22 protein-coding genes are annotated in these 26,693 nt (G+C 67.6%); 20 read left to right on the top strand and 2 right to left on the bottom strand.

The features are described from left to right. The 20 genes from E6K76_06055 (at position 1) to E6K76_05960 (ending at position 24,264) form a co-directional block, all read left to right on the top strand. Positions 1-3,243 (top strand): PAS domain S-box protein, encoded by a 3,243-nt coding sequence (locus E6K76_06055; protein ID TMQ59037.1) that lies wholly within the window; start codon positions 1-3, stop codon positions 3,241-3,243. A gap of 91 nt (positions 3,244-3,334) precedes the next feature. Then, on the top strand, positions 3,335-3,730 hold the full coding sequence (locus E6K76_06050; protein ID TMQ59036.1) for a hypothetical protein: 396 nt from the start codon (positions 3,335-3,337) through the stop codon (positions 3,728-3,730). Positions 3,731-3,968: 238 nt separating this feature from the next. After that, positions 3,969-4,520 (top strand): bifunctional pyr operon transcriptional regulator/uracil phosphoribosyltransferase PyrR, encoded by a 552-nt coding sequence (pyrR, locus tag E6K76_06045; GenBank protein ID TMQ59063.1) that lies wholly within the window; start codon positions 3,969-3,971, stop codon positions 4,518-4,520. After that, the gene (locus tag E6K76_06040) at positions 4,517-5,518 is read left to right on the top strand and encodes an aspartate carbamoyltransferase catalytic subunit (GenBank protein ID TMQ59035.1); all 1,002 of its coding nucleotides are present in this window, start codon (positions 4,517-4,519) and stop codon (positions 5,516-5,518) included. The genes pyrR and E6K76_06040 overlap by 4 nt, the downstream gene beginning before the upstream one ends. Further along, positions 5,487-6,806 (top strand): dihydroorotase, encoded by a 1,320-nt coding sequence (locus E6K76_06035; protein ID TMQ59034.1) that lies wholly within the window; start codon positions 5,487-5,489, stop codon positions 6,804-6,806. Before E6K76_06040 ends, E6K76_06035 begins: the two co-directional genes overlap by 32 nt. Then, positions 6,715-8,562: a tetratricopeptide repeat protein gene (locus E6K76_06030; protein ID TMQ59033.1), complete on the top strand. Its 1,848-nt coding sequence runs from the start codon at positions 6,715-6,717 to the stop codon at positions 8,560-8,562. The genes E6K76_06035 and E6K76_06030 overlap by 92 nt, the downstream gene beginning before the upstream one ends. Further along, a complete protein-coding gene (locus E6K76_06025; protein TMQ59032.1) occupies positions 8,559-9,371 on the top strand; it encodes a dihydroorotate dehydrogenase electron transfer subunit in 813 nt (270 codons plus the stop codon). Before E6K76_06030 ends, E6K76_06025 begins: the two co-directional genes overlap by 4 nt. Beyond that, a complete protein-coding gene (locus E6K76_06020; protein TMQ59031.1) occupies positions 9,368-10,351 on the top strand; it encodes a dihydroorotate dehydrogenase in 984 nt (327 codons plus the stop codon). The genes E6K76_06025 and E6K76_06020 overlap by 4 nt, the downstream gene beginning before the upstream one ends. Further along, positions 10,348-11,082 carry an orotidine-5'-phosphate decarboxylase gene (pyrF, locus tag E6K76_06015; GenBank protein ID TMQ59030.1) on the top strand — a complete coding sequence of 245 codons (735 nt, stop codon included), beginning with the start codon at positions 10,348-10,350 and terminating at the stop codon, positions 11,080-11,082. Before E6K76_06020 ends, pyrF begins: the two co-directional genes overlap by 4 nt. Further along, complete coding sequence (locus E6K76_06010) at positions 11,079-12,032, top strand: GDP-mannose 4,6-dehydratase (GenBank protein TMQ59029.1); 954 nt, start codon at positions 11,079-11,081, stop codon at positions 12,030-12,032. Before pyrF ends, E6K76_06010 begins: the two co-directional genes overlap by 4 nt. Further along, positions 11,917-13,011, top strand: a complete 1,095-nt coding sequence (locus E6K76_06005) for an NAD-dependent epimerase/dehydratase family protein (protein ID TMQ59028.1) — start codon at positions 11,917-11,919, stop codon at positions 13,009-13,011. The genes E6K76_06010 and E6K76_06005 overlap by 116 nt, the downstream gene beginning before the upstream one ends. A gap of 12 nt (positions 13,012-13,023) precedes the next feature. Beyond that, positions 13,024-14,325, top strand: coding sequence for a UDP-glucose/GDP-mannose dehydrogenase family protein (locus tag E6K76_06000; GenBank protein TMQ59027.1), 1,302 nt, complete (start codon positions 13,024-13,026; stop codon positions 14,323-14,325). Next, positions 14,322-14,786, top strand: a complete 465-nt coding sequence (locus E6K76_05995) for a dTDP-4-dehydrorhamnose 3,5-epimerase (protein TMQ59026.1) — start codon at positions 14,322-14,324, stop codon at positions 14,784-14,786. Before E6K76_06000 ends, E6K76_05995 begins: the two co-directional genes overlap by 4 nt. After that, positions 14,779-15,810, top strand: coding sequence for a dTDP-glucose 4,6-dehydratase (rfbB, locus tag E6K76_05990; protein TMQ59025.1), 1,032 nt, complete (start codon positions 14,779-14,781; stop codon positions 15,808-15,810). Before E6K76_05995 ends, rfbB begins: the two co-directional genes overlap by 8 nt. Before the next feature lie 18 nt (positions 15,811-15,828). After that, a complete protein-coding gene (locus tag E6K76_05985; protein ID TMQ59024.1) occupies positions 15,829-17,331 on the top strand; it encodes a hypothetical protein in 1,503 nt (500 codons plus the stop codon). Positions 17,332-17,661: 330 nt separating this feature from the next. Beyond that, on the top strand, positions 17,662-18,672 hold the full coding sequence (locus tag E6K76_05980; protein ID TMQ59062.1) for an SDR family NAD(P)-dependent oxidoreductase: 1,011 nt from the start codon (positions 17,662-17,664) through the stop codon (positions 18,670-18,672). 37 nt (positions 18,673-18,709) lie between these two features. Further along, positions 18,710-20,389, top strand: a complete 1,680-nt coding sequence (locus tag E6K76_05975) for a hypothetical protein (GenBank protein ID TMQ59023.1) — start codon at positions 18,710-18,712, stop codon at positions 20,387-20,389. A 3-nt stretch (positions 20,390-20,392) separates the two neighbouring features. Continuing rightward, positions 20,393-21,520, top strand: coding sequence for a hypothetical protein (locus tag E6K76_05970; GenBank protein ID TMQ59022.1), 1,128 nt, complete (start codon positions 20,393-20,395; stop codon positions 21,518-21,520). 4 nt (positions 21,521-21,524) lie between these two features. Next, positions 21,525-23,063 (top strand): hypothetical protein, encoded by a 1,539-nt coding sequence (locus E6K76_05965; GenBank protein ID TMQ59021.1) that lies wholly within the window; start codon positions 21,525-21,527, stop codon positions 23,061-23,063. 28 nt (positions 23,064-23,091) lie between these two features. Continuing rightward, on the top strand, positions 23,092-24,264 hold the full coding sequence (locus E6K76_05960) for a glycosyltransferase family 4 protein (GenBank protein TMQ59020.1): 1,173 nt from the start codon (positions 23,092-23,094) through the stop codon (positions 24,262-24,264). On the opposite strand, the gene E6K76_05955 is transcribed toward E6K76_05960, so the two are convergent. Both E6K76_05955 and E6K76_05950 read right to left on the bottom strand, forming a co-directional pair. Continuing rightward, a complete protein-coding gene (locus E6K76_05955; protein ID TMQ59019.1) occupies positions 24,261-25,454 on the bottom strand; it encodes a glycosyltransferase in 1,194 nt (397 codons plus the stop codon). The two genes, E6K76_05960 and E6K76_05955, sit on opposite strands and share 4 nt — an antisense overlap. Beyond that, positions 25,444-26,442, bottom strand: a complete 999-nt coding sequence (locus E6K76_05950; protein ID TMQ59018.1) for a glycosyltransferase family 2 protein — start codon at positions 26,440-26,442, stop codon at positions 25,444-25,446. The genes E6K76_05955 and E6K76_05950 overlap by 11 nt, the downstream gene beginning before the upstream one ends. Positions 26,443-26,693: the final 251 nt, after the last annotated feature.

Raw genomic sequence — 26,693 nt, 5'->3', positions numbered from 1 at the left:
ATGACCCACGATCCGCTCGAGCAGCGAGACCTGGACCACCTCCTCCAGGCGATCCCGCGCATCCTCCAGGCAAGCTCGCTCGACGGCTCGATCGGGGAGGCTCTTGAGCTGCTTCGCCGCGGGACAGGCGCCGACGCCGCCGTGATCTTCCTCGCCGACGGCGATGCGCCTTTGCGCGAGCACTGGGCGCCCAACGATCCCGAGATCAAAGCCTCCCTGCGCCCGCGCCTCAAGGTCGAAGCGCTCGAAGCAATCCGGCGGGGCGGACCCCATCTGACGGCTTCGGACTGCGCGAAGCCGGGTGGGCACGCGACCAGGACGCTCTTCCTCTCGACCGAGTCGGGGCCGCTCGGCGCGGCGGCGCTCGCCTGGTCCTCCGCCGAGGTTGCGCGCGATCCGAAGACCGTCCCCTGGATCGTCGCCGTGGTCGAAATGGTGGCGTCGACCGCGATCAGCCGAAGCGAGGTCTCGAAGCTCCGCCTCCAAGCGGAGCGGGACAAGCGCTGGTTCAAGACACTCGACGATCATCTCCGCGTCTTGGACCGCGAGCGTCAGAAGTTCGCGGCCGTCGTCAACCAAACCGACACGTTCGTCTTCGTGACCGACGAGGCACGGACCATTCGCTGGAACAACCGGGCGATGGCCGTCCTCCTTCCGCCCGGCGGGGAAGGATCGAGCTGGATCGACAGGCCGTGCCGCGAGGTGTGCTCGCGGCTCGGTCGAGGAGCGCCGGGCGCGGACTCCTGCGACTGCCCGATCCGGCACGCCTTGGAGAGGAACGAGGTGACTCACCAGGAGCTGAGGATGACGATCCAGGGCGCATCCGGCGTCCTGTACCTGACCGCGCTTCCCATCAAGGGGCTCGACGGGAAACCCCACGAGGCCATGGTCCTCGTTCAGGACCTGACCGGCCTGGAGACGTTGCGCCAATCCGAGGTTCGCTACAGCGCCCTCTTCGAGGCGAACGCCGAGGCGATCCTCATGGTCGATCCCGAGACCCACCAAATCCTTCTCGCCAATCCGGCGACGCAGCGCATGCTGGGGCATTCACCGCAAGAGCTGGCGAAGCTCTCGCTCCGATCGTTGCACTCCCCCGATGACTGGGAGCGCCTCCGGGGCTTCTACGAGGCGGCCGCGGGGCACGAGGCGCCCAGTCGGATCGAATGCTGCGTTCTCACGCGGGAAGGCAAGGAGCGGATCGCGCGCGTGTCCTCGACACGCGTCGAGATGGAGGGAAAGAGCGTCGACCTCGTCGAGATGGTCGACGTCACCGTGAGTCGCCTGGCGGAACGGGCGCTCGGGGAGAGCGAAGCCCGGCAGGGCGCCATGATCGAGGCGGCGCTCGATGCGATCATCTCGATGGATCACGCGGGGCGGATCCTCGAGTTCAATCCCGCCGCGGAGCGCATCTTCGGGCGGAAACGGGAGGACGTTCTGGGCCGGGACATGGTGGAGCTCATCATCCCGCCGTCGCTTCGAGAAGCACATCGGCGCGGCATGGCGCGCCACCTGGCCACGGGCGAGGCGAGTGTGATCGGCCGCCGAATCGAGATCACCGGCATGCGCGCCGACGGCTCGGAGTTCCCGGTCGAGCTCGCGATCGCGCGAATTTCCTCGGAAGGCCCCCCCGTGTTCACCGGCTTCCTGCGCGACATCACAGAACGGAAGGAGGCGGAACACACGCTCCGGAGCGTCCAGGAGCGCCTGCGGATGGTCGTCGCGGGTTCCCCCATCGTGCTCTTCGCGATGGACCGCGACGGCATTCTTACCTTGTCCGAGGGCAGGGGGCTCGAGCGGCTCGGGCGGCTGGAGGGAGAGTCGATCGGGAAATCCGTCTACGACCTGTACGGGGACTATCCGGACGTGATCGCAAGCGTCGAGCGCTGCTTGGCCGGCGAGGAGTTCACGTCGAGCGTGGACCTAGGGGACGTCTCCTTCGAGAGCCACTACGTGCCGGTGCGCGACAGCGAGGGCCGGGTCGTCGGCCTGCTGGGCGTCGCGACCGATATCACCGAGCGGAAGACTCTCGAAGCGCAGCTCCGTCACGCGCAGAAGTTGGAGGCGGTCGGGCAGCTCGCCGGGGGGGTGGCGCACGATTTCAACAACCTCCTTACCGTCATCAAGGGTCACAGCGAAGTGATGCTCACGCGGATGGCTCCCGACGATCCGCTGCGTAGGAGTGCCCAGGAGATCCAGAAGGCGGGCGCTCGCGGCGCCCTCCTCACGCGGCAGCTCCTCGCGTTCAGCCGGCGGGACGTGGTGACGCCCGAGATTCTCGACGTGGGAGAGGTGGTGAGGGGCATGGAGCCCATGCTCCACCGGCTGATAGGCGCGGACGTCCGCCTCCTCACCAAGACGGACGGGCGGTCGCTGTGCGTCCGTGCGGACCGGGGCCAGATTGAGCAGGTCATCGCGAACCTGTCGGTGAACGCGCGGGACGCAATGCCTCGGGGGGGCGATCTCATCATCGAGGCGGCCGAGTTCCAGGTCTCTCTCGAGGATCCGAAGCAGGCCGCGAGCCTGCTTCCGGGACCCTACGTCATGCTCGCAGTCTCGGATCAAGGAACCGGCATGGGCTCGGAGGTGCTTTCGCATCTCTTCGAGCCTTTCTTCACCACGAAGGATCAGGGAAAGGGCGCCGGCCTTGGCCTGAGCGTCGTATACGGCATCGTGCGCCAGGCCGGCGGTGACGTTCTCGTCGAGAGCGGGCTCGGCCGGGGCAGCACGTTTCGGGTTCTCCTGCCCCGGAGCGGCGAATCCGGCGCCTCAGGCGCCCGCGCCGCGACGGCCGAATCCGAGCCGCCCGCGAAGGGGCGTGGGGCCATTCTTCTCGTCGAGGACGAGGACGCGGTGCGCGCCCTCGCGCGCGATATGCTCCACTTCCTGGGGTACGAGGTCTTGGAATCGAGCAACGGCGAAGAAGCGCTCCGGATATTCGACGAGCACGAGCGGGCGTTCCGCGCGGTCGTGACCGACATCGTCATGCCGGGCATGAACGGGGTGGATCTGGCGCGGCGCCTCGTAAGCATGAAATCGGACTTGAAGGTGCTTCTGGTCTCCGGATACACAAAGGACTCGCTTGCCGGAGGCGAGTTCGAAGAGGAGGGATTTGCTTTCCTGCAAAAGCCGTACACGCTGGAGGATGTCCGGCGCGTGCTGGCGGACCTCCTGTCGGGCTCCTCGCTCGGCGATTCCAACGCTCGGCGCGGCCGCCGCGGGGCGGCTCCGCCCCGGGGGCGATGAAAGCGGGTGGAAAAGGTCGCCCTGGGCCGCTAGACTGCCGCTGCCGATCCACGCGCCCCGGATCGGGGCAAACCACAACGGAGAAACCACGATGAGAACGGCTGTCGCGATTCCGTTTCTGCTGATGATCGCCGCGTGCGCGCACGTCGATTACATCGGGCGATCGTATGCGCCCACCAACCACGTCGATCTCTTCTTTGCCGAGAAGGACGTGACCCATGAGTACGAGGTGATGGGGAAAGTCGTCGCCACGGCCAACGATCTCGTGAGCGCGGAAAAGCTGCAGGCGAAGGTCCTCGAGAAGGCGCAATCCAAAGGCGCCGACGCGGTCGTGTTGCTGGGGCTCGACCGCTACAAGTCGGGGGAGAATACGAACTATCGGGAGACTACCGAGGACAAGGGCAGGAAGACGACCACCACGGGACACAGCAACACCTCGTCCGAAGAGAAAAAGGAGGTCCAGGCTCTCTTCCTCAAGTACCGCTGATCCCGGCGGCGTCCCGCGCCGCGCTGGCCCCTGCGCTGAAACAAGTTATCGCCGGGCCGAGTTCCGGGAGAATACCGGGCTTGAGCGGAAGCCCGGTCGGTGGTATCTTCGATGGGCAGTTATCGAAGCCCGTTGCGCTGATTCCCTTCAAACTAGTTCCGAGAGACTAGAAAGGGGCACCCGCTCGATCACCCCTTCCGGTCCCGGAAGGGGTTTTTTCGTGCCTACCGAAAAGCCGGTGGAACGCGTTCGCGAGAAGGCGGAGATCGTCGACGGCGAGGGGCTCCGCCGCGCGATCACCCGCATCGCCCACGAGATCATCGAGCGAAACGACGGAGCCCGGGACCTCGTTCTCGTCGGGATCCGCACCCGCGGCGTCCCGCTGGCGGAGCGCCTCTCCAGGAAGATCAAGGAGTTCGAGGGCATCGATCCCCCGGTCGGGGCGCTCGACATCACGCTGTACCGCGACGATCTCCAGATGATCGCGCACCAGCCGGTCGTCAAGGGAACCGACGTCCCGACCGGCATCAACGACAAGATCGTCGTCCTCGTGGACGACGTGCTGTACACGGGACGCACGGTGCGCGCGGCTCTCGACGAGCTGATCGATCTGGGAAGGCCCAAGACGATCCAGCTCGCGGTCATGATCGACCGGGGCCACCGCGAGATCCCGATCCGCGCCGACTTCGTCGGGAAGAACGTGCCCACGTCCCGGCGCGAGGTCATCATGGTCCACGTGAACGAAGTCGACGGCCTGGATGGCGTGTCGATCGGGGAGATCCTCGGATGATCGGGACTCGCAAGGATCTGCTCGGTCTCGAGGACCTTTCTGCCGAGGAGCTTGTCTCGATTCTCGACACGGCACGCACCTTCCGCGAAGTCCTCGACCGTCCGATCCCGAAGGTGCCGTCCCTTCGCGGGCTCACGGCGGCCAACCTCTTCTTCGAGGCGAGCACCCGCACGAGGCTCTCGTTCGAGCTTGCGGAGAAGCGGCTGAGCGCCGATACCGTGAGCTTCCAGGCGGCGGGTTCCAGCGTCTCGAAAGGGGAGTCGCTCAAGGACACCGCGCGGAACATCGAAGCGATGGGGATCCACCTGGTCGTGATCCGCCACCAGGCTTCCGGCGCGCCGCACTACCTGGCGCGAAACCTGGATGCCGGCGTGATCAACGCGGGAGATGGGACGCACGAGCACCCCACGCAGGGCCTCCTCGACATCTTTACGGTTCGGGAGCGCCGCGGAAAGGTCGCGGGGCTTAGGGTTGCGATCATCGGGGACATCATGCACAGCCGCGTGGCGCGGTCGAACATCTGGGGGCTCACGAAGCTCGGGGCGAGCGTCACGATCGCCGGGCCTCCGACGATGATGCCCGCCGAGGTGGAGCGTTTTGGAGTGACGGTGGCGCGGAGCGTGGAGGAGGCGATCGAGGGGGCGGACGTCGTGAATATCCTCCGCATCCAGCTCGAGCGGCAGCGGGGCACCCTCTATTCCTCGCTTCGCGAGTACGCGCGCGTCTACGGCGTGACGAGCGAGCGGCTCCAGCGGGCGAAGCCGGACGTCACGGTGATGCACCCCGGACCGATGAACCGCGGGGTCGAGATCGCCCAGGACGTCGCGGACGGGAAGCATTCGGTGATCCTGGAACAGGTGACGAACGGCGTCGCGGTACGCATGGCGGTGCTCTATCTGCTCGCCGGGCACAAGGCCCCGGGCGAGCCGGCCGCCGAGACCCCTACCACGGAGACGAAGCAGGCCCATGGCGAGCCCTCTCTGCATCCGCGGCGGTAGAGTCCTCGACCCCGCTCGCGGAATCGATCGCGTCCAGGATCTCTGGATCGCGAACGGCCGCATCGCGGGTCTGGGAGAGGACGCCCCGGCGGATGTGAGGTCGAATCCCGAAGTCGAGGTGCTTCCGGTCCAGGGCGCCGTGATCTGCCCCGGTCTGGTCGACATCCACGTGCACTTGCGCGAGCCGGGCCAGGAAGAGAAGGAAACGATCGAGACCGGAACGCGAGCCGCGGCCCGCGGCGGCTTCACCGCCGTCGCGTGCATGCCCAATACCGTGCCTCCGCTCGATGATCGGCCGCGGATCGAGTACGTGATCCGCCGCGCTCGGGAGTCGGGGCACGCTCGCGTCTTCCCCGTCGCAGCGGTCACGCGCGGCCAGATGGGGGAGACGCTCACCGAGATCGAGGATCTGGTCGAGGCGGGCGCGGTGGCCGCATCCGACGACGGAAAGCCCGTTCGGAACGCCGAGATCATGCGCCGCGCGCTCGAGCTGACCCGCCGCTTGGGCGTTCCCGTGATCCAGCACGCCGAGGACCCGGATCTGAAGGGGGACGGCGTCATGCACGAGGGCTGGACCTCGACGCGCCTCGGCATGAGAGGAATCCCCGACGCGGCGGAGTCCACCATGGTGGCCCGCGACGCCTTGCTTGCCGAGCTGACGCAGGGGCACGTCCACGTGGCTCACGTGAGCGCGGCCCGCTCGGCGGAGATCATCCGCCGCGCCAAGGCACGCGGCATCCGCATGACCGCCGAGACCGCCCCGCACTACCTCCTCCTCACCGACGAGGCGGTCGAGGGATACGATCCCCGCACCAAGATGAACCCGCCGCTTCGGAGCGCCAAGGATCGCGACGCGCTCATCGAAGCGGTCGTGGACGGCACGATCGATTGCCTCGCGACCGACCACGCGCCGCACACGGAAATCGAGAAGGACGATGACTTCGACTCGGCGCCGTTCGGGGTCGTGGGTCTTGAGACCGCGCTCGGGATCTACCTGAAAGCGCTGGTGGAGCCGAAGCATCTCTCGCTGCCCGAGCTGATCCTCCGTCTCACCGTGAACCCATGCAAGATCCTGGGCCTGCCGGGCGGCACCTTGGAAGCGGGGGCGCAGGCGGACGTCACCGTCTTCGACCCGGCGCGCCGCTGGACCGTGCGCGCGTCCGAGTTCGCGTCGATGGGGCGGAACACGCCCTTCGATGGGTGGGAGCTTCCTGGACAGGTGCTCCTCACCATGGTCGGTGGCCGAGTCACCTATCGGGCCGAGACCGCCCCGGCCGGCGCCCGATAGCGGGGCCGTTCCCGAAAGTGATACGATGGGGCCGTTCATGCAGACCCCGCACGCGAAGCCCCCGGGCTCCTGGATCCTCGGATCGATTCTTCTCGTCGCCTTCACCGGTTGCGCCTACTACAACACGTTTTATCTCGCCAAGCGCTACTACCGCGAAGCCCAAAAGGCGCAGGAGCGGAGTGTGAACGACTCGCCTTCTGCCGACGCGGCGCAGAAATACGAGGCGACCATTCGCCAATGCAACAAGATCCTGGTCGACTATCCCAAGAGCAAGTGGGTGGACGACGCCGTCTACTACATGGGCGCGGCGATGTACGGGAGGGGGGACTACACGGGGGCGATCAAGAAGTTCGGCGAGCTTCGCGCCTCCCTGCCCAAGAGCCCATTCGTGCCCGATTCGAAGCTCATGGAGGCGCTTTCCCTGTACCGTAGGAAAGACTATCTAGAGGCGGAGACCATGTTCCGCGAGACGGAAGCGCAGTACCCCTCGTTCAAGCGGAAGTGGGAGCTCTACTACTACGGCGCGGAATGCGAGGTCGCGCTCAAGAAATACCCGGAAGCCCTTGTCTGGTACGACCACGCGGTCAAGTCCGCGAAGAAGAAGCGCGAGCGCGCCGACGCGTTACGGCGCACGGGGGACGCGCTCTTCACGAGCAAGAAGTACGAAAGCGCCCAAATCGTGTTCGAGCAGTGCCTCAAGGCCGAGGAGGACGGCGGCCGCCGGCTGGATCTCGCCCTGAAGCGCGGGGAGACGCTCGAAGAGTTACGACGCTGGGGCGACGCGCTCGCGTGGTACGAGAGCTGGAAACCTTTTGCCGTGAACGAGAATCGCGGCGGAGAGCTTGGGCTCCGGGTGTACGGGTGCATGGCGCTTCTCGGGCGGGTGAACGAGGCGCTCGACGGATACCGGAATCTCGTGGCGCAGAATCCGCACACGCCGGTGGCGTACGAAGCCCAGTTCCGGTTGGGATATCTCTATGAGTCGCAGCTCGGCGATTTCGAATCCGCCGGTCGTGAATACGACAAGCTGAAGGCGGAGCCCGCCTCCTCCGAGTTCCAGGTAGAGGCGGCGCGACGATCGGGGAGCCTCGCCACGATCAAGCAGTATCGGCAGACCCTGCAGTCCGACTCGACGCAGGCGCGGGCACGGGCCGCGTTTCTTCTCGCCGAGCTTTACTACTTCCAGATCCAAAACATCGACTCGGCTCTGATCCAGTACGCGGCGGTGGAGCGCGATTTCCCGAAAAGCTCCTATGCCCCGAAGGCGGCCTTCGCCCGGCTCTGGATCCACACGCACGACCAGGGCGACACCCTGTCGGCCGCCGCGCTGACCGACTCGATCGCGAGGCGCTATCGGAAGACCCGGTACGCGGAATCGGCGCTCTATCTCTGGAAACGCTGGAGCGGGAAAACGGACGAAAGGGTGGCGCTCCTGGACTCGATGCTGGCGCATCCCGACACGAGCCTCGCCCGCGAGCGGATGGAGGAGCTGCTCCCGACGATCAGGGCCGCGGCGCAGGACAGCGCGAAGACGCCTCCTTCGCCAGAGGCGCGTTCGCTCACCCCGGCGGAAGAAGCGCGTCGCGATTCGCTCGCCGACTACACACGGGCGCTCTACAGGGCGCAGCGCGAGGGGAAGGCCCCCCCGTTCCCGCCCGCGGTCTCAAGGCCGGCCGACGCGGATACCTCGCGCGCCACATCCGGGCCGCTGCCCGCGGATACGACCTCGACGCCGACCATCGGACCCTCGCGATGAACCTCGTATCGTGCTCGGTCGTGGAGAACCGCGAGGTCACCGCGGGAAATTTCCTCCTCACGCTCAAGGTGCCTCGAGGATTCACGCGGCCCCAGCCAGGGCAGTTCGTCCACCTGCGCGTCTCGCTTGAATCCGAGCCCCTGCTCCGTCGGCCCTACAGCTTGGAAGGCTTCGTGGAACGCGGGAAGATCCGCGCGGTCCGCATCTACTATTCGGTCGTGGGACGGGGCTCGAAAGCGCTCGCATCGCAGCCCAAAGGGCAGAAGCTGGACCTCATCGGCCCGCTGGGCGTCGGGTTCTCGCCGCGCCCCCGCCGCACGCCGATTCTCGTCGCGGGCGGGCGCGGCGTGGCGCCGCTCCTGTTCCTCAGCCGGAAGCTTCGGGAAAGGAAGCGCCCCTTCATTTTCCTCTTCGGCGCGCGAACCAACCGGGAGCTGTACGGAGCGCGCGAAGTGCGCGGCGGGAGGCTCCATCTCGCCACCGACGACGGCTCCACGGGATATCGGGGGAGCGTGCTCACCCTTTTGAAGCGCGAATGGGAGGCCGGGGGCCACACGCCCCTCACCGCGGAGATCTTCACGTGCGGTCCGCACGGGCTCCTCCACGAGGTGGCGGAGTTCGCGGGGGGGCGTGGAGTCCGATGCGAGGCCTCGCTCGAGGGGCCGATGGCCTGCGCGGTCGGCGCGTGCCGCGGGTGCCCCGTGCCGCTTACCCCCGGGGCGCCCGGGAACGGCGCCCGCTACCCCGCGATGTGCCTCGAGGGTCCGGTCATGGACGCGACCCTCGTGGACTGGGAGCGGCTCCCGTGACGCCGAACCTCGAAGCGCGCATCGGCTCCCTCGTGCTCCGAAATCCCGTGCTCGTTGCCTCGGGGATTATCGGATACGGGACCGAATACGCGCGCCTGGTGGACCTGAGCACGATCGGAGGCATCGTCACGAAGACCGTGACCCGACACGCCCGGGCCGGGAATCCTCCTCCCAGGGTCGTGGAGACCCCTTCCGGCATGCTCAATTCGATCGGGATCGAGAACCCCGGCCTCGATGGATTTCTCGAGATCAAAGTTCCCGTCCTGCGCGAACTCCCCTGCGCGGTGATCGTCTCCGTCGAGGGGGAGGACGTGCAGGAATTCTGCGAGCTGGTCGAGGGGGTGAGCCGCGCGGACGTCGCGCACGCGATCGAGGTGAACATCTCCTGCCCCAACGTCGGACCGCACGGGCTTCGCTATTCGACCGACGCCGACATGGCCCGCGAGGTCATGACCGCGATCCGCCCGCTCACCGCGTTGCCGCTCATCGCGAAGCTCACCCCGAATGTGACCCGGATCGCGGAGATCGCGGCCGCATGCGAATCCTGCGGCGCGGACGCCGTATCGCTGGTCAACACGTTCGTGGGAATGGCGGTCGACTCCATCTCGCGCAAGCCGATCCTGGGAACCGTCGTCGGGGGCTTGTCGGGCCCCGCGATCAAGCCGCTCGCGCTCGCGAAGGTCTGGGAAGTGGTCCAGGCGGTGGACATTCCCGTGATCGGGATGGGGGGGATCACATATCCCGCCGACGCGATCGAATTCATCCTCGTAGGCTCCACCGCGATCCAGGTGGGAACGGCCCTCTTCGCGAACCCGGGCCTTCCCGAGGCGTGTGTCGAGGAGATCGAATCCTACTTGCGCCGCTCGGAAATCGCATCGGTGACCGATTTGGTCGGTGCCCTGGAAGTCTCCTCCGAGCACGGCGTGATCCGCGCCGGAAGGCCGGTCCTGAAGCGGGCGCGCCGTGGGAACGCTTCGTGAGCGGCGCCCTGCGCGACCGGCTCATCGTCGCGCTCGACCGCCCCGATCTGAAATCCGCGCTCCTGCACGTGGACCGGATCGGGGATGCCGCCGCCTGGTACAAGGTGGGGCTGGAGCTCTTCTACGCCGCGGGAAGGCCCGCCGTCTCGGCGCTCGCCGAGCGCGGCAAGCGGATCTTTCTCGACCTCAAGCTCCATGACATCCCGGCCACGGTCGAGAAAGCGATCCGGGCCCTCGAGGGGCTTCCGGTTTCGCTCCTGACGGTCCACGCGGCCGGCGGCCCCGAGATGCTCCGTGCCGCCGCGGATGCGGCCCGGTCTCTGTCCTCGCGGCCGCGCGTTCTCGGCGTCACGATGCTCACGAGCCTGACCGGGTCGGAGCTGCCGGCGCTCTGGAACCCCACGACGAATCTCGAGGAGAAAGTGCTCGGGCTCGCCCGCTCCTGCCGTGAGGCGGGGGTGGAGGGGGTCGTGGCCTCGCCGCTCGAGATCGAGGCGCTCCGTCACGAGCACGCGCCGCCGTTCCTGATCGTCACGCCCGGCATCCGAGGTCCCGGCGACCCCGTACAGGACCAGAAACGGACGCTCTCGCTCAAGGAGGCGCTGGCGCGCGGGGCGGACTATCTCGTGGTGGGACGGCCGATCCTCGAGGCACGGGACCCGCGGGCCGTGGTGGCCGCCTATGAGGCCTCGATCGCATCGAATCTTTCCATAGAAAGGACCGGATCATGAGGGTTTTGGTCACGGGGATCACGGGGTTCGCCGGAAGCCACCTCGTCGACTACATGCTCGCGGAGAAAAAGGACGTTGAGATCGTCGGGATCCAGCGCTGGAGAAGCCGAACCGAGAACATCGAGCATTTTGCGGGCAAGGTGCGGATGTTCGAGTGCGATCTCCGCGACGCATCCTCGGTGCGCGACGTGCTGGACGAGGCCAGGCCGGACTGGATCTTCCACCTCGCAGCCCAAAGCTTCGTGCCGACGTCCTGGACCGCCCCCACCGAGTCGCTCGTCACCAACATCATCGGCCAGCTCCATATCTTCGAGGCCGTGAAGAAGCTGCACATCCTGCCGCGAATCCAGCTCGCGTGCTCGAGTGAGGAGTACGGCATGGTGCATGAGAACGAGCTGCCCATCCGCGAGACGAATCCGCTCCGGCCGCTCTCGCCGTACGCGGTGAGCAAGGTGGGTCAGGACATGCTCGGGTATCAATATTTCATGAGCTTCAAGCTTCCCGTGATCCGGACGCGCGGATTCAACCACGAGGGTCCGCGGCGCGGCCCGGTCTTTGTGTGCTCCGATTTCGCGAAGCAGATCGCGGATATCGAAAGGGGGCTGCGTCCGCCCGTGATTCGCGTCGGCAATCTCGACGCGCGCCGGGATTTCACCGACGTGCGCGACGTCGTGCGAGCGTACTGGCTCGCGCTCGAGAAAGGCCAGGCGGGGGAGGTCTACAACATTTGCTCCGGGCGCGCCTGGACGATCCGCGAGATGCTCGACGTTCTCCTGGGCATGTCGAAGGTCAAGGTGAAGGTCGAGCAGGATGCCGCCCGCATGCGTCCGTCGGATGTCCCCGTTCTGCTCGGCGACGCGGGCAAGTTCAAGAAGGTTACCGGCTGGGAACCGAAGATCCCCTTCGAGCAGACGCTCCGGGACCTCCTGGAGTACTGGAGGGCCCGCTAGCCCCTTGCGAACGCTCATCACCGGCGTCGCGGGCTTTGTGGGGCGCCACCTCGCGCGCGAGCTCGCCAAACGTCCCAAGGAGGAGCTCTACGGCGCGGATCACGTGGCGCTCGGCTACTCCGATTCCGACGGGGATCTGCGGGCGAAGCTCAAGAGCCATCGTCCCCTCGATGTCAGGGATTTCGGCCAGGTGGCGGGGTGGGTGAGGGAATGCCGGCCGGACCGAATCGTCCATCTCGCCGCGCAATCCTCCGGCGCCGAATCCATCCGCGATCCCGCCGGCACCTATCTCGTGAACGCGGTAGGGACGCTCCATCTCCTGGAGGCGGTTCGGGCGGAAGCGCCGGAAGCCATGGTGCTCCTCGTGGGTTCGGCGGACGTGTACGGGACGGGCTCGCCGGGGCAGAAGATCCGGGAGGATGCCCCGATGAAGCCCATGAACCCCTACGCCTTCAGCAAGGCCGCGCAGGATTCGCTCGGGGAGCTCTACGCGGGCACCTATCGCTTGAACATCGTGAGGACGCGCACCTTCAGCCACACGGGACCGGGTCAACAGCCGCGCTTCGCGCTCGCCGGTTTTGCCGATCAGCTCGCGAGGATCGACGCGGGTCTCGTCGCGGCGGAGCTGCGCGTGGGAAATCTGGAGGGCGTCCGGGACTACGGGGACGTGCGGGACGTGGTGCGCGCGTACGACGCCCTTCTCGAGCGCGGCGGGCCGGGCGAAACCTACAATGTCTGCACCGGACGGGGGCACGTCCTTCGCGACCTGCTCGAGATCCTGTGCGGTGCCGCGGGATTCAAGCCCACGATCGTCCAGGATCCGGAGCGGATGCGGTCCCGGGACGCCGACTACCTGGTGGGGGATCCGACGAAGCTTCGATCGAAGACCCGGTGGTCTCCCGACATTCCGATCGAGCGAACGCTGCAAGATCTGTACACCGACGCACGCGAACGGCTGCGGCGAGAAATCGGCCGCTGAAAGGGGGAAACATTGCAGATCGTCATGGTGGGGACCGGTTACGTGGGGCTCGTCAGCGGCGCCGGGCTCGCCGATTTCGGCAACGAGGTGCTCTGCGTGGACGTCGATCGAAGCAAGATCGACCTCCTGGAGCGCGGCGAAATCCCGTTCTACGAGCCCGGTCTCAAGGATTTGGTCGCCCGAAACGTCCGCGAGCGGAGGCTCAGGTTCAGCACGTCGCTCGAGCAGGCGACACGCTGGGGGGAAGTGGTTTTCATTTGCGTGGGCACCCCGCCGCGCCGCGACGGAACCGCCGATTTGAGCGCGGTCTTCGCCGTCGCGAAGAAGGTGGCGCAGGCGATGCCCGGGTACCGGCTCGTCGTCCAGAAGAGCACGGTGCCCGTGGGAACGGGGGACCGGGTCCATGCGATCTTGAAGCGCTACGCCAAACGCCGCGTGCCCTTTGACGTTGCTTCGAATCCCGAGTTTCTGCGCGAGGGAACGGCGGTCGAGAATTTCATGCGGCCGGACCGGATCGTGATCGGCGCGAACACCGAGCGCGCACAGAAAATTCTTCGGGGTATCTACGCGCCGCTCTATCTTCTCGAGACGCCGACCTTGCTCACGGATGTGCGCACGGCGGAGCTGTTGAAGTACGCTGCGAACGCGTTTCTCGCCACGAAGATCTCCTTCGTGAACGAAATGGCCAACTTGGCCGAGGCGGTCGGGGCGGATATCCGCGACGTGGCGAAAGGAATGGGACTCGATCGGCGCATCGGGCCGAAGTTCCTGCACCCCGGCCCGGGATTCGGGGGCTCCTGCCTCCCCAAGGACACGGTGGCGCTTCGCTCCTTCGCGAAACGGGCAGGGGTGCCGCTCCGAATCGTGAGCGCGGTCATCGACACGAATCAGGCGCAGCGCGTGGTCGCGGCCAAGAAGGTGTTCGCCGCCCTCAAGGGGCGCGGGACGCGCACGGCCGCGATCCTCGGCCTGAGCTATAAGCCGGATACCGACGACCTTCGCGAAGCGCCCGCTCTGGACCTGATCCGGGCCCTTCTGAAAAAGGGGGTGCGTGTCCGGGCCTACGACCCCGCCGTTCGGCGCGGAAGCGCCGGAGTCCCAGCCGGGGTCACGTTCGGCGCGAACGCGTATGACGCCGCGAAGGGAGCGGACGTCCTGGTTCTGGTGACCGAATGGAACCAATTCCGGAAGCTGGACCTGCTCAAGATTCGCCGTGTCATGCGCCGGCGGGTGATCGTGGATCTGAGAGACATCTATGATCCCGCGATGGTGAGGCGCCTCGGGTTCACGTACAGCTGCGTGGGGAGGGCATGATGCAGCTGATCCACGGCGTTCATGTGAAACCCTTGAAGATCATCGCGGACGAGCGGGGGTACTTGATGGAAATGCTGCGCTCGGACGACTCCTTTTTCCAGCGCTTCGGCCAGTCGTATGTTTCGGTCGCCTACCCGGGCGTCGTCAAGGGGTGGCACTTCCACAAGATCCAGACCGACCACTTCGTGATCGTGAAGGGTATGATGAAGGTGGTGCTCTACGACCAGCGAGACGGCTCCCCGACCCGGGGGCTCATCAACGAGTTCTTCATGGGGGAGAAGAACCCGATCCTCGTCACGATCCCGCCCGGCGTGGTGCACGGCATGAAGGGAATCGGCACCGAGCCCGCGATGCTCGTGAACGTCCCGACCGAGCTCTATCGATACGACCAGCCCGACGAGTATCGCATCGATCCCCACAAGAACGACATTCCCTACAGCTGGGATCGCAAGGATGGCTGAGGCGCCGGATCTCGCGCGGGCCCGCTTTCTCGTCACGGGGGGCGCCGGATTCATCGGATCGAACTTCGTCCGCCTGATCCGGAAGCGATTCCCGGATTCCCGCGTCACCGTCCTGGACAAGCTGACCTACGCGGGAAACCTCGCGAACCTGGAATCCTTGTCGGGCGACCCGGGCTACCGCTTCATCAAAGGGGACATCTGCGAAACGAGAGCGGTGGCCGGCGCGATGGAAGGTTGCGACATCGTCGTCAATTTCGCCGCCGAGACGCACGTCGACCGGTCGATCGAGAGGGCGCACGAGTTCGTGCTCACCGATACCTTCGGGGTGTACGTGCTTCTCGAGGAGGCGCGCCGGATCGGGGTTCGCCGGTTCTTGCAGGTGTCGACCGACGAAGTGTACGGCGAAATTCTGGGCGAGGCCGCGAAGGAAGAGTCGCCGCTCCTGGCGCGCAATCCGTACGCAGCCTCGAAGATCGGCGGAGAGCGGCTCGCGTACTCCTACTTCGCAACGTACGGCGTTCCCACGATCGTGACGCGGTGCAGCAACAACTACGGCCCCTTCCAGCATCCCGAGAAGCTCATCCCGCTTTTCGTCACGAACGCGTTGCAGGGGATGCCGATGCCGGTTTACGGAAGCGGCAAGAACACCCGCGACTGGATTCACGTCGACGACCATTGCGCCGCGATGCTCTCGATTCTCGCCGCGAAGGACGTGGAGGGCGAGACCTTCAACATCGGGGCCGGGAACGAGAAAACGGTCCTCGAGATCACCGCGCTCATCTTGGAGCGGCTCAAGAAGCCCAAGAGCCTCATCCAGCACGTCACCGACCGGCCGGGGCACGACCGCCGCTACGCGCTCGACATGAGCAAGCTTAGGAAGCGGACGGGATTTCAGCCCTCCGTCGCGTTCGAGCGCGGAATCGCCGCGACCATCGATTGGTACGTCGAGCATCGCTCCTGGTGGGAATCGGTTCGCTCCGGAGAATACCGGCACTACTACGAACGCATGTACGGCGCCCGCTAGGCCGGGTTCCAGGGCTCCGTGCGCCGACTGATCCGCTCGACCGCCCTCCTGGGCCTCGGCTCGGTCGCCACGGTCGTGGCCGCCATCCTCCGCGCCAAGGTCCTGGCCGCGCTCCTGGGCCCGCAGGGAACGGGCCTCCTGGCGCAGCTCTCCACCTTGACCGCGGTCTTGGTCCCGCTCGCGACGCTCGGCATGGGAAACGGCATCACGGCGATGATCGCGGAGGCGCGCGGACGCGGGGACGCGTTCCTCGTGCGGCGCGTCCGCACCACCGCGTTGACCCTCTCCGGGCTCACCGGATTGACGCTCGCGCTGCTCGCGGCGCTTGCTTCCCCCTGGCTCGCGGACGCGCTCTACCACGACCGCGCATGGACGTGGGTCGTGCTCGCCGGCGCGGCGACGGTCCCCTTGTCCGCGATCGCCTCCCTGCGGGTCTCAATCCTGCAGGGGCACCAGGCGGTGAAGCCGATGGCGGCGCTGAACGCGGTCGTCGCCGCGGCGGGGATCGCGACGATCATCCCCCTGGCATGGTTCTTCGGGTTGCGCGGCGCCGTGGCGCAGCTCGTCGTCGTGGCGGGCGTCTACGCATGGGCGAGCGGGAGGATGGTCGCGCGGCATGCGGGGGTGCCGGGCGGCGAGGAGGCGGCCGCCGGCGCGGTTCCCGCGCCGCGCCGCGCGCTCATCGATCGCCCGCTCGTACGCCCGCTCCTCCGCTACGGATCCAGCGCGCTCCTGGTCGGGCTCGCCGCGACCCTGACGGTCCTCATCCTGCGCTCGGTTCTCGTGTCGAAGCTGGGCCTGGGTCCGAACGGGATCTACCAGGTGTGCATCGGCATCTCGGGCCTCTACATGCCGCTCATCCTGAACTCGATCACCGCGATCGTCTGGCCGCAGATCGCCGCGCAGCGGAGCGACGAGGAGACGAGCGCGACCATGCGCGAAGCGCTCCGGCTTGGGGTCCTGCTCATGACGGCCGTGACCGGCGCCATGCTCGCGGGAGCCCCGATCTGGATTCCCCTGTTCTATTCCAAGAAATTCCTCCCCGCGCTCGATCTGCTCCCCGTTCAGTTCCTGGGCGATTACTTCCGCACCGTGGCCTGGTTCTGCGCCATCTGGCTCGTGCCCAAGAACCGGCTGAGACCCTGGGTTCTCTTCGACGTGGTCTATGGTGCGGTGATGCTCGTCACGTTCACCCTGCTCGTGGATCGCGTGGGCCTCAAGAGCGCCGTGATCGCCTACGTGGCAGGGCACGTCAGCCATGCGGTGCTCAATTACGCGCTCGCGCGAAAGACCCTCCGATTTCGATTCGGACCCGATAATCGTCGGCTCCTTTTCGCCTCGCTCGCGCTTCTCCTCGGCCTGTCGATCTGGACCCCGCGGGGCATCCCAGGCGTGGCGCTCGCCCTGGCGGCGCTTGCGTCCTGGGCGGGGCTCGTGGTTCGCCCCCACGAGTGGCGGACGGCGTGGCGGAGGGCCGGGGGGCTTCTGTCGCGCCCGGCGCGTGAGGCGGGCAATTCCTGACGTCACGATCCATGGACTTGGGACTCCGGAAGGAGGTCCCGGAAGGGCGTTGGCAAGAAGCACCCCGTATGGCATCATGGCGCCATCGAGCACGGTGACAATCCCCCTTTTGCACCTCTCGGCTGCCTGTCGGTTCGTGCCGTGCCCGTGCGATCGCTTCCACCGGCGGCGTTTCCCCGGAGCTCTAGGGCCTCACGTCGGGGCCTACACCGACCCTATGTGAAACGAGAGGGACCGATGCACCCGAATGGGAACGGGAATGGCAGCGGGAACGGAAACGGAAACGGAAACGGAAACGGAAACGAATCCACGGCGCGTTTCTCGCGGTCCATGCGGATCCTGATCACGGGAGGCGCCGGATTCATCGGGAGCCATCTCGCGGAACATCTCCTCGCCCACGGCGCGGCGGTCACCGCCGTGGACGATCTCTCCACGGGACGTTTCGAGAACATCGCCCATCTGGTCGAGCGTCCCGAGTTTCGATTCGTCCACGGGACGGTCACGAACGTGAGCGTGATGGACCGACTCGTCGATGACTGCGACATGATCTACCACCTCGCGGCGGCGGTGGGCGTCGATCTCATCATCAGGAATCCGGTCCAGACCATAGAGACCAACGTTCTCGGAACCGAGGCGGTGCTGCGCCTGGCACGCCGCCACCACAAGAAGACTCTGATCGCCTCAACGTCCGAGGTGTATGGGAAGAGCGACCACCTTCCCTATGAAGAGGACGATGACCGCGTGCTGGGACCCACGACGCGCAGCCGCTGGGCCTACGCCGAGTCCAAGGCGCTCGATGAATTCCTCGCGCTCGCGTACCACAAGGAGTATCGCGTTCCGGTGGTGATCACGCGGCTGTTCAACACGGTCGGCCTGCGTCAGACGGGAGCGTACGGGATGGTGATCCCGCGTCTCGTGAAGCAGGCGGTGGAAGGACGGCCTCTTACGGTGTACGAGGACGGACGGCAGTCGCGCTGCTTCTGCAACGTCTTTGACGTGGTGCGCGCGCTCGTCGACCTCGCGCTGTGCCCGCGCGCGGAGGGGGGGATCTTCAACGTGGGCAGCGACCAGGAGACCACGATCCTCGAGCTTGCGAGGCGCATCATCGGCCTCGCGGGGAGCGAGTCGGAGATCGAATTCGTTCCGTACGAAAAAGCCTATGACTCCGACTTCGAGGACATGCGCCGTCGGATCCCCAACATTCAGAAGATCCGCCGGCTCCTCGGATGGGAACCTCGCATCCCGCTGGACCAGACGCTCCGGGAAGTGATCGCCGAGTTCCGGGTCCGAGCGGCGGTTTCCATGATCCCCGAGCCCGAGCAGGCCGCAGGCTTGCGCTAGGGAACCCTTTGACCGACAAGGGATCCTGATCCAGCATGTGAAGGACCTGCCCGTGCACGACCACCGCCACGCCTGCGACGCGACCCGGATCGAGACGGCGGCCCGCCGAAAGATCGCTCGCCCCCGAGGGTGGATCGGGATCGCCGCCGCGCTCGCCCTCGGCTGTGGGCCCGCGGGCGCGCAGACGGCGGGAGAGGATGCGCTGCGCATGCTGACCGGATCCACGGGCGGGCCGGCGGTGGGTGTGGGCGCCGAGGCACCCCGATTCGGCGGTCCGCGCCCTGCGCTCGCCGGCCCCGTCGATCCTGCGTCGTACCGCCTCGGGCCGGGGGACGTCCTGAGCCTCGAGTACGGCGGCAAAGCGCTCGACACGAAGATTTTCGTGGTCGACGCCGAGGGCCGCGTTCGCATTCCCAACCTCGGGCTCGTCGAAGTGGGGGGGAGCACACTCGCAGACGCGCGCGCCGACATCCTGAAGCGGCTGCGTCCGTACGTACCCGGGGCATCCCTCGACCTCCGCCTCCTCCAACCGCGCACGTTCAAGGTCTACGTTCTGGGCGAGGTGAAGAGTGCGGGCATGCAGGAGGTGGCGGGCTCGGCCCGCGTGCTCGAGGCCATCGAGGCCGCGGGCGGGACCAACCCGAATGCCTCGCGCCGGAACATTCGCGTGCTCCGCCGCGACGGACGGGTCGAGATCGCCGACGTCGAGCGCTTCGAGCGTACGGGCGATTGGGAAGCGAATCCGTATCTCGAGGACGGCGACCGCGTGATCGTTCCGGTGGCGATCCAGCGGTTCGGCGTGTTCGGGGCGGTGGCCCGCCCCAATTTCTACGAGCTCCGTGAGGGTGACAGCCTGGCCACCGCCCTGCGAATCGCCGGTGGTCTGCTGCTCGAAGCCCGTCTCGACTCGGTGCTGATCGTCCGTTTCCGCGGCGCGCACCAGCTCGATACCCTCACCACGAGCCTCGAGCAGGGCGCCGGGGCCGAGGCGGTTGCGCTCCGGGCCGACGATCGGGTCTTCATTCGTTCCCAGCCGGAGTGGCGGCCGATCCGCCAGGTGACGATCACCGGGGAGGTGATGTCCCCCGGAACCTACGTGATCGAAGAAGGACGAAGCCGGGTCAGCGACCTCGTGCGCTGGGCGGGTGGCTTCACTCCGCAGGGGGCGGCGCGCAACGTGCGCCTCGAGCGCCACACGTCGGGCGTGGAGAACGACGTCGAGTTCGAGCGCCTGGGCCGGCTGACGCGCGACGAGATGACGAACAGCGAGTACCAGACGTTCCGCGGCAAGCTGGCCGTGCGCCAGTCGGCCTACTTGATCGACTTCTCGACCGGGACGCCGATGCCGCCGGAGAGCGACGTTCCTCTTCGCAACGGGGACCACGTCGACGTGCCTCGGCTCGAGCTGGCGGTGCGCGTGGACGGCTCGGTGAGGAGCCCCGGCCTGGTGACGTTTCAGGGAAGGCGGACGGCGGCCGAATACATCAAAATGGCGGGGGGACCGACGCGGCGAGGCGATGTCCGCGACGCACGCCTGACGCATTCCGGGAGCACCAACACGGTTTTCGCCCGCGACGCCAGCCGCATCGAGCCCGGGGATTTCATCTGGGTGCCGGAGAAGAGGGACACCTCGTTCTGGACCTTGTTCCGGGACGCCGTCATCGTGACGGGGCAGGTGGCCACGATCATTCTCGCCATCAACCAGTTGAGCAAGTAGCCCATGAGCCGCGAACCGTACCTTCCCCACGATCGCACCCCCGAGCTGCCGGACCGCGATCGCTTCGCGCGAGCGCCTTCCGGTCGCGAGCCCACCCCCTCCGATTACCTCGCCAGCGCGAGGCCCTATCTGCGCCGGGCGTCGGTCGCCGTCGCCGTGGGAACCCTGCTCTCCGCCGCCGTGGCTTTGGTGTGGCCGCCCGAGTACCGCGCCGTGGCGGTTCTCCTCCCGCCCACGGAAGAGGACACCGGATTCAACATGTCCTCCGCCTTCCGCGGTCTCAACGTTCCCGGGATCCGGATCCCGAACCGGACGGGGGCGGAAGACGTGACGATGGCCATCCTGACCAGCCGCCGGATCGCCGCCACCCTCGTAGGGCGCTTCGATCTCAAGAAGGTCTACGGTTTGCGGCGCGAGGACGATGCGATCCGCAGGCTCCAGAACGAATCGAGCCTCCAATTGGGGGAGACGGGCACGGTGATCATTCGCGTCAAGGACCGCGATCCCAAGCGGGCCGCCGACCTCGCCAACGCCTACGCCGACGAGCTGGACCGCTTCAATCGCGAGATCCGGATGACCAAGGGGCGGCGCATGCGGGTCTTCGTGGAGAAGCGCCTCCAGGAGACGCAGCAGGAGTTGGCCGGTGCGGAGGAGGCGCTTCGCAAGTACGGGGAGCAGCATCGCACCGTGGCGCTCTCGGCCGACCAGCTCTCGGCGGTGGAGAGCGCGGCGCGGTTTTTCGCCAGCCAGGCCGCCCTCGAGGTGCAGCTGGGGGTCGTCCGCCAGTACGCCTCGGAGGGCAGTGAGGAGGTCCGCCGCTTGCGCCAGCAGCTCGACCAGGTCAACCGCCAGATCGGGGCTCTACCCGAGCTGGGGCTCGAGCTCGCCCGTCTGGTGCGCGAGGTCAAGATCCAGGAGCAAGTGTTCTCGTTGCTCTCGGCGCAGTACGAGGAGGCGCGCATCACCGAGGCGCGGGACGTGTCCACGGTGGAGGTGCTGGATCGGGCGGATCCGCCAGATCGGCGATTCTGGCCCCGGCGCGGCCTCCTGACCGCCCTTGGCTTCGTGATTTCGGCCTTCGGGGCCTTGCTCTGGATCGCCTGGAGCGTGCGGCGGTCCGGCGCCGGCTAGCTCCGTGCCCCGAGGCCTCGCCCTCCGCTTCGCCCGCAACGCCGCCTACATCGTCTTCGGGCGAATCTGGTCCATCCTCCTCTGGGTCGCCCTCACCCCTTTCATCCTCCATCAGCTGGGTCCCGAGCGATTCGGGGTTTGGTCGCTCCTCTTCCTCCTCTCGAGCTATTTCCTGACCTTCGACCTGGGCCTGGGCCCCTCGGTCGTCAAATTCACGGCGCAATACGCCATGGCCGGCGAGCTGGACCGGCTGCGCGACACGCTGGCGGGCATCACGCGGCTCTATCTCTTCCTCGGCGCCCTTTGGGTGGCGGCGATCGTTGCCATCCACCCGCTTTTGCTCGCCTGGCTCAAGATCACGCCCCCCTACCGCGAGGAGGTCCGTTTCGCGATCTTGGTGAGCGCGGTGGTTTTCGCCTTCGCGAACCTGGTCAGCGTGGGGATGGGGATCCTGAATGGTCTCCAGCGCATGGGGACACAGAACGCCGTTCTAGTCGGAGCCTCCCTCCCGCAGATCGTGATCCTAGTCGCCGGGCTCAAGGCGGGCTACGGGCTTTATGCGGTGGTGGCGAGCACGGCCGTCTACTGGGCGGTGGCCGCCCTGGCCATCCTCTACGCCCTGGGGAAGATGGCGCCCTCCCTGTCCTGGCCGTCCGTTCACCTGCCCAAGGGCGGAAGCCCTTGGCTTCGCTTCAGCTCGACGATCCAAGCGAGCAACGTGATCGCCATGGCCCAGCAGCAGGTCGACAAGATCCTGCTAGTCATTTGGGCGGGCGTGCGCGCCGTGACGCATTTCGAGCTCGGTTTCCGTGTGGCCAACGCCGTGCAGTCTCTTCCCACGCTGGCTCTGATTCCACTGCTGCCCACCTTCGCCGAGCTGGAGGTCTCGGGCGATCGCGATCGCTTCCGGCGACTCAGCCGCCGCGGGACGGGCCTCCTCGCGGCCTTTGCCTTCGCTCTCGCATCGGGCGCCATCCCGGCCGCGCCGCTCTTGATTCGCGCGTGGGTGGGACCGGGTTACGGCACGGCGGCGGGTCTGGCGCAGTGGCTCCTCGCCGGCTTGGCCCTCAATCTGTGCACCGGGGTCGCGACCTCGGCGGGGCGCGCCGCGGGACGGCCCGGTCTCGAGATTCTCCCGGGGCTCATCGCTCTCACGGTGCACGTCGTCGCGAGCGCGATCCTCATCGGGCGCTACGGCCCCCTCGGCGTCGGACCGGCCTTTTTCGCGGCCATGGTGGTGTGGGCGGTCTTGTTTCTGCTCCGCTTCTCGGCCGCCTTCGAGATCCCGCCGGGCAGGATGCTGGCGGCGGCCTTCGCGGTGCCGGGCCTGGCCGTGGGGCCCGCCATCGCCTGCGGGGCCTTCGTCGTGGCCCGGTGGCCGGAGGCGTGGGTCACGAGCCGGGTCGCGGCGCTCGCCGGCGCCGCCGCCGGCGGAACCGCGGGGGCGGCCGTTTTCGCGCTTCTTTCCTGGATCCTGCGGCGCATTCCTCCGCTTCGCGGGCTGGCGGCGGCGGAACCGGCTCGGGGTCCGATTCCGTCATGACCCAGGAGCGAAAGCTCTCGCGGCGGCGATGAGCCTGCGCGCGCTCCACCTGGCGAGGGTGGCCGATTCGCTGAAGACGCTCGCGGGCTTTCTCGAAGCGGGCATCGAGCCCGTGGTGGTGAACACCGATCCCTCGATCCGCTACGAATTCGTCCCCGCGCTCGAAGCCCGCATTCCCGTCGCCAGCAATCTCTATCACGAGGTGAAGATCCCCTCTCCGCGGCTCGCGCGCTACGCGAGCCTCCTTCCGGAGATTCCGATGCCCTGGCATCGCGCCCTCGTCCGCCGGCTGGCGGAGGTCCTCGATGGCTCGGGGCCGGTGGACTTCGTTTTCGCCCACTGGGGCGCGACGGTGATCCCGGAAATCCGGCTCCTTCTCGCGGCCGGCCGGCGGGCGCCACCCGTTATCCTCAATATGGAGACGTTTCCGACCGCGTGGCGCCGGGGGGCGCGGGAGCGCCTCGAGGTCTCGGCCCTCCGGGGAGTGGCGCGAAGCCTGCGCGGCGCGATCGTCACCAATCCGGAGATGCGCGAGTATCTGCGTGGCATTCTGGGCGAGCTTCCGTGGATGGAAATCCACCCAAGGCCCTTCTACTATCCGCGATCCTTCGCGCCCGAGGACGATCGAGCCGGTCCCGCGGCGCCCGAGGAGCGCGGGATCGTGTTCCTGGGGCAGGCCGACTTCTCCGACTCGCTGAACGACGTGAGGGAAGAGTTGCGCGCGCTCGCGCAAGCGGGGCTCGCCGTGCACTGCGTGCGCATGGACGGGCTCGCCCACGAGAACATCCGCTTCTTCCCGGCCTTCGGGGGGGAGAAGATGACGAGCGGGGAGACCGCATCGCTCCTGCGCAGATTTCGCGCCTGCCTCGTGACGTACCGGCTCCCTTCGGGCCAGGCGGTTCCGATCCGATTCCGGACGTCCTACCCGAGCCGGCTCCTCATCGCGCTCGCCGCGGGGGTCCCGATTCTCCTTCCCCGGGGCAAATTCCCGGCGATGGAGAGGCTCGTTCTCGAGCACGGGATCGGGCACGCCTACGATTCCCCCGAGGATGCGTTCCGGTTCGTGGAAAGCTCCGCCTGCGACGCGGTCCGGGCGCAAGCGCTCCGCAAGCGATCGGAATTTCTCTTCGACGCGGAGTCGTTTCGTGGGTTTTGCGCGCGCGTGATCCACCCGGCTTCGATTCCGAATCGGGCGGGCTAGCCAGCGACCTCGGCGCAGTAGCGGTTCTGGAGGGCCGCCACCGCGGGGAGCCCCCTGCTCTCCGCGGCGAGCGCGCGGGCGCTCCGGGCCCCCGCCCGCCCGCGATCCGGGGCGCGAAGCACGCCCGCCACGCCTTCCGCCAGGGCTTCCGGAGAATCGGCCTCCACGTAGTCCCGTCCGCCGATCAAACCCAGTCCCTCCGCTCCCAAGGGGGTCGAGACGACCGGGAGCTGGGCCGCGATCGCCTCCACGATCTTTACCCTCGCGCCGGCCCCGACCCAGAGAGGAACGAGCAGCACCGAGGCGCGCGCGAACTCCTCGCTCATGGAGGCCACGTAGCCCGTCGTCTCGGCGCCGCCCCGCTCGGCTGCTTCCACCAGCTCGGCGGGCGGTCCCTTCCCCGCGAGGCGCAGGCGTACCTCGGGCGCCAGGGCCCGCAGGCGGGGCCACCCCTCCTGTAAGAAGCGGAGCGCTCCCCGCGAGTTCGGCTCCCAGGCGAAGGAGCCGGCGATCAGGACCACCGGGGGCTGCGCGGGGCATGGTTCCCCGAAGCGGGCGAAATCGATGCCGATGGGAACCACCCGGACCGGGCAGTGCGGGGCGAGGCGCTGTAGGATCTCGGCCTCGCGGGCCTGGATGGCGAGCACGAGGCTGGCCCGCCCGCAGAGGCGCGCTTCGGCGGCGCGAAGGCGCCCCGCCTGGACGCGCGCGTAGAGACCCCGCGGGCCCAAACCCTGCGCGCGCGCGTAGCGCTCCATCCATAGGTATTCGACGTTGTGCTCGCGAAGCACCATGGGAACGCGGCCGAGATCGTCGACATAGGTGGCCAGGTGAAGGTGGTTCACGAGCGCGAAGGCGGGACGGCGGGTCTCGACGAGACGACCCAGCGTGCTCCGGAGGCCCTCGCTGCGGAATCGGGCCAGGGTAAGGGGCCACCGTCCGGCGATGCCGCTCCATGCCGCGGCGAGCGTCGAAGGCGGGCGGTGGGGGATGGGGATCACCTCGATGCCGAGATCCTCGATCTCGCGCGGCACCGGTGACGCGGGCGCGTCCGGGTGGACCAAGCTCACGAGGATCGTGCGGTATTCCTGGGCCGCGGACCAGACCGACTGCCACATGACGATCCGGCCGCCGTCGTCGAGCGGCCACGGCAGTCGGGGCGTGAGAACCAGCGCCGTCCTAGGGCCCAAGGTCGGGAGCCGAGAGTGGGAGTCCCCGAAGAACCCAGCGGATCGCCGAACGGAACATCGTCCGGCGCTGCCGAAGGGGTTCCCCGGGGGCGCGCCCCGCGAGGGAGAGCCCGAGCGCCTCCGCCTCGCGCCACGCGAAGCGAAGGAGCACCGACACGGCGATCAGCGCCCGCGCCGCGGTCGCCACCAGGTAGCCCCGGTGCTTCTGGAGGAACCGGACCCGGCCCTTCAGATTCTCCACGAACATGGGACCTGCGATCGGCGCGCTGCTGGCTCCGCCCACGTGCACCACGGCGGGCTCGGGCAGAAATACCACCTTCCACCCGGCGCGGCGGATACGGCGGCACCAATCCATCTCTTCGCCGTACATGAAGTAGTCGGGATCGAAACCGCCGACGGTCCGCACCACCTCACCGCGAACTACCAGAAAGGTGCCCTGGATCCAGTCCACCTCCGCGATCCGGTCGTGGGCGAACCACGGCATGTGCAAAGAGGAGAGTGAGCGGAGCCCCGGGAGGAGCCGATGGACGCCGAAGGTCTCCCCGAGCAGGTTTCCGAGGTTGAGGAACGAGTGGCAGGAAGGCTGGAGGGTCCCCTCCGGAAAGACAAGCCGGGTCGCCACGGCCCCCGCCTTGGGATCGCGCTTCAAGTAATCCACGCATGCGGCCAGCGCGTTCGGGGTGAGCACGGTATCGGGATTGACGACGGCAACGAACTCCGCCGTCTCGCGCTCCAGCACCTGGTTGTTGGCGCGCGCGAAGCCGAGGTTCCGTGGGTTCTCCACCACGCGGACCCGCGGGAATGCGCGGCGCACCAGCTCGGCGCTGCCGTCGGAGGAGGCGTTGTCCACGACGTGAATCTGGGGGTCCGCCCCCCGCTGGGCTTCGATGGCGCAGAGACAGGGTGGAAGGTGGCGGGCTGAGTTGTAGCTCACCACGATCACCGAGCAGCGCGACTTCCCGATCATCGGCCGGCAGCATACCATCACCGCCCGGACCCCCAAAGACCCGGCGACGATTCCGCCTTTCCCCGCGCGCCTTGCGACCGTACCATTTCCGGCATGACGCACCTTGGGGCGTCGGCGGCGATTCCGGAGCGGGCGGGAGAGAGAGGGCGGAGTCGGGCTCTCCTGCTCGCCGCGGCGGCTCTCGCGCCCGCCGTGTTGATCGGGTCCCTGGCGACCGGCGCCTGGTGGCTTCTCCTCCTGCTGGGGGGGGTGGCCGCCCTCGGCGTCTGGTC

The organism is Candidatus Eisenbacteria bacterium (assembly GCA_005893275.1).
Classification (GTDB): domain Bacteria; phylum Eisenbacteria; class RBG-16-71-46; order SZUA-252; family SZUA-252; genus WS-7.
The sequence above is the reverse complement of the archived record's forward strand: the minus strand, read 5'-3'. Positions and strand labels throughout refer to the sequence as shown.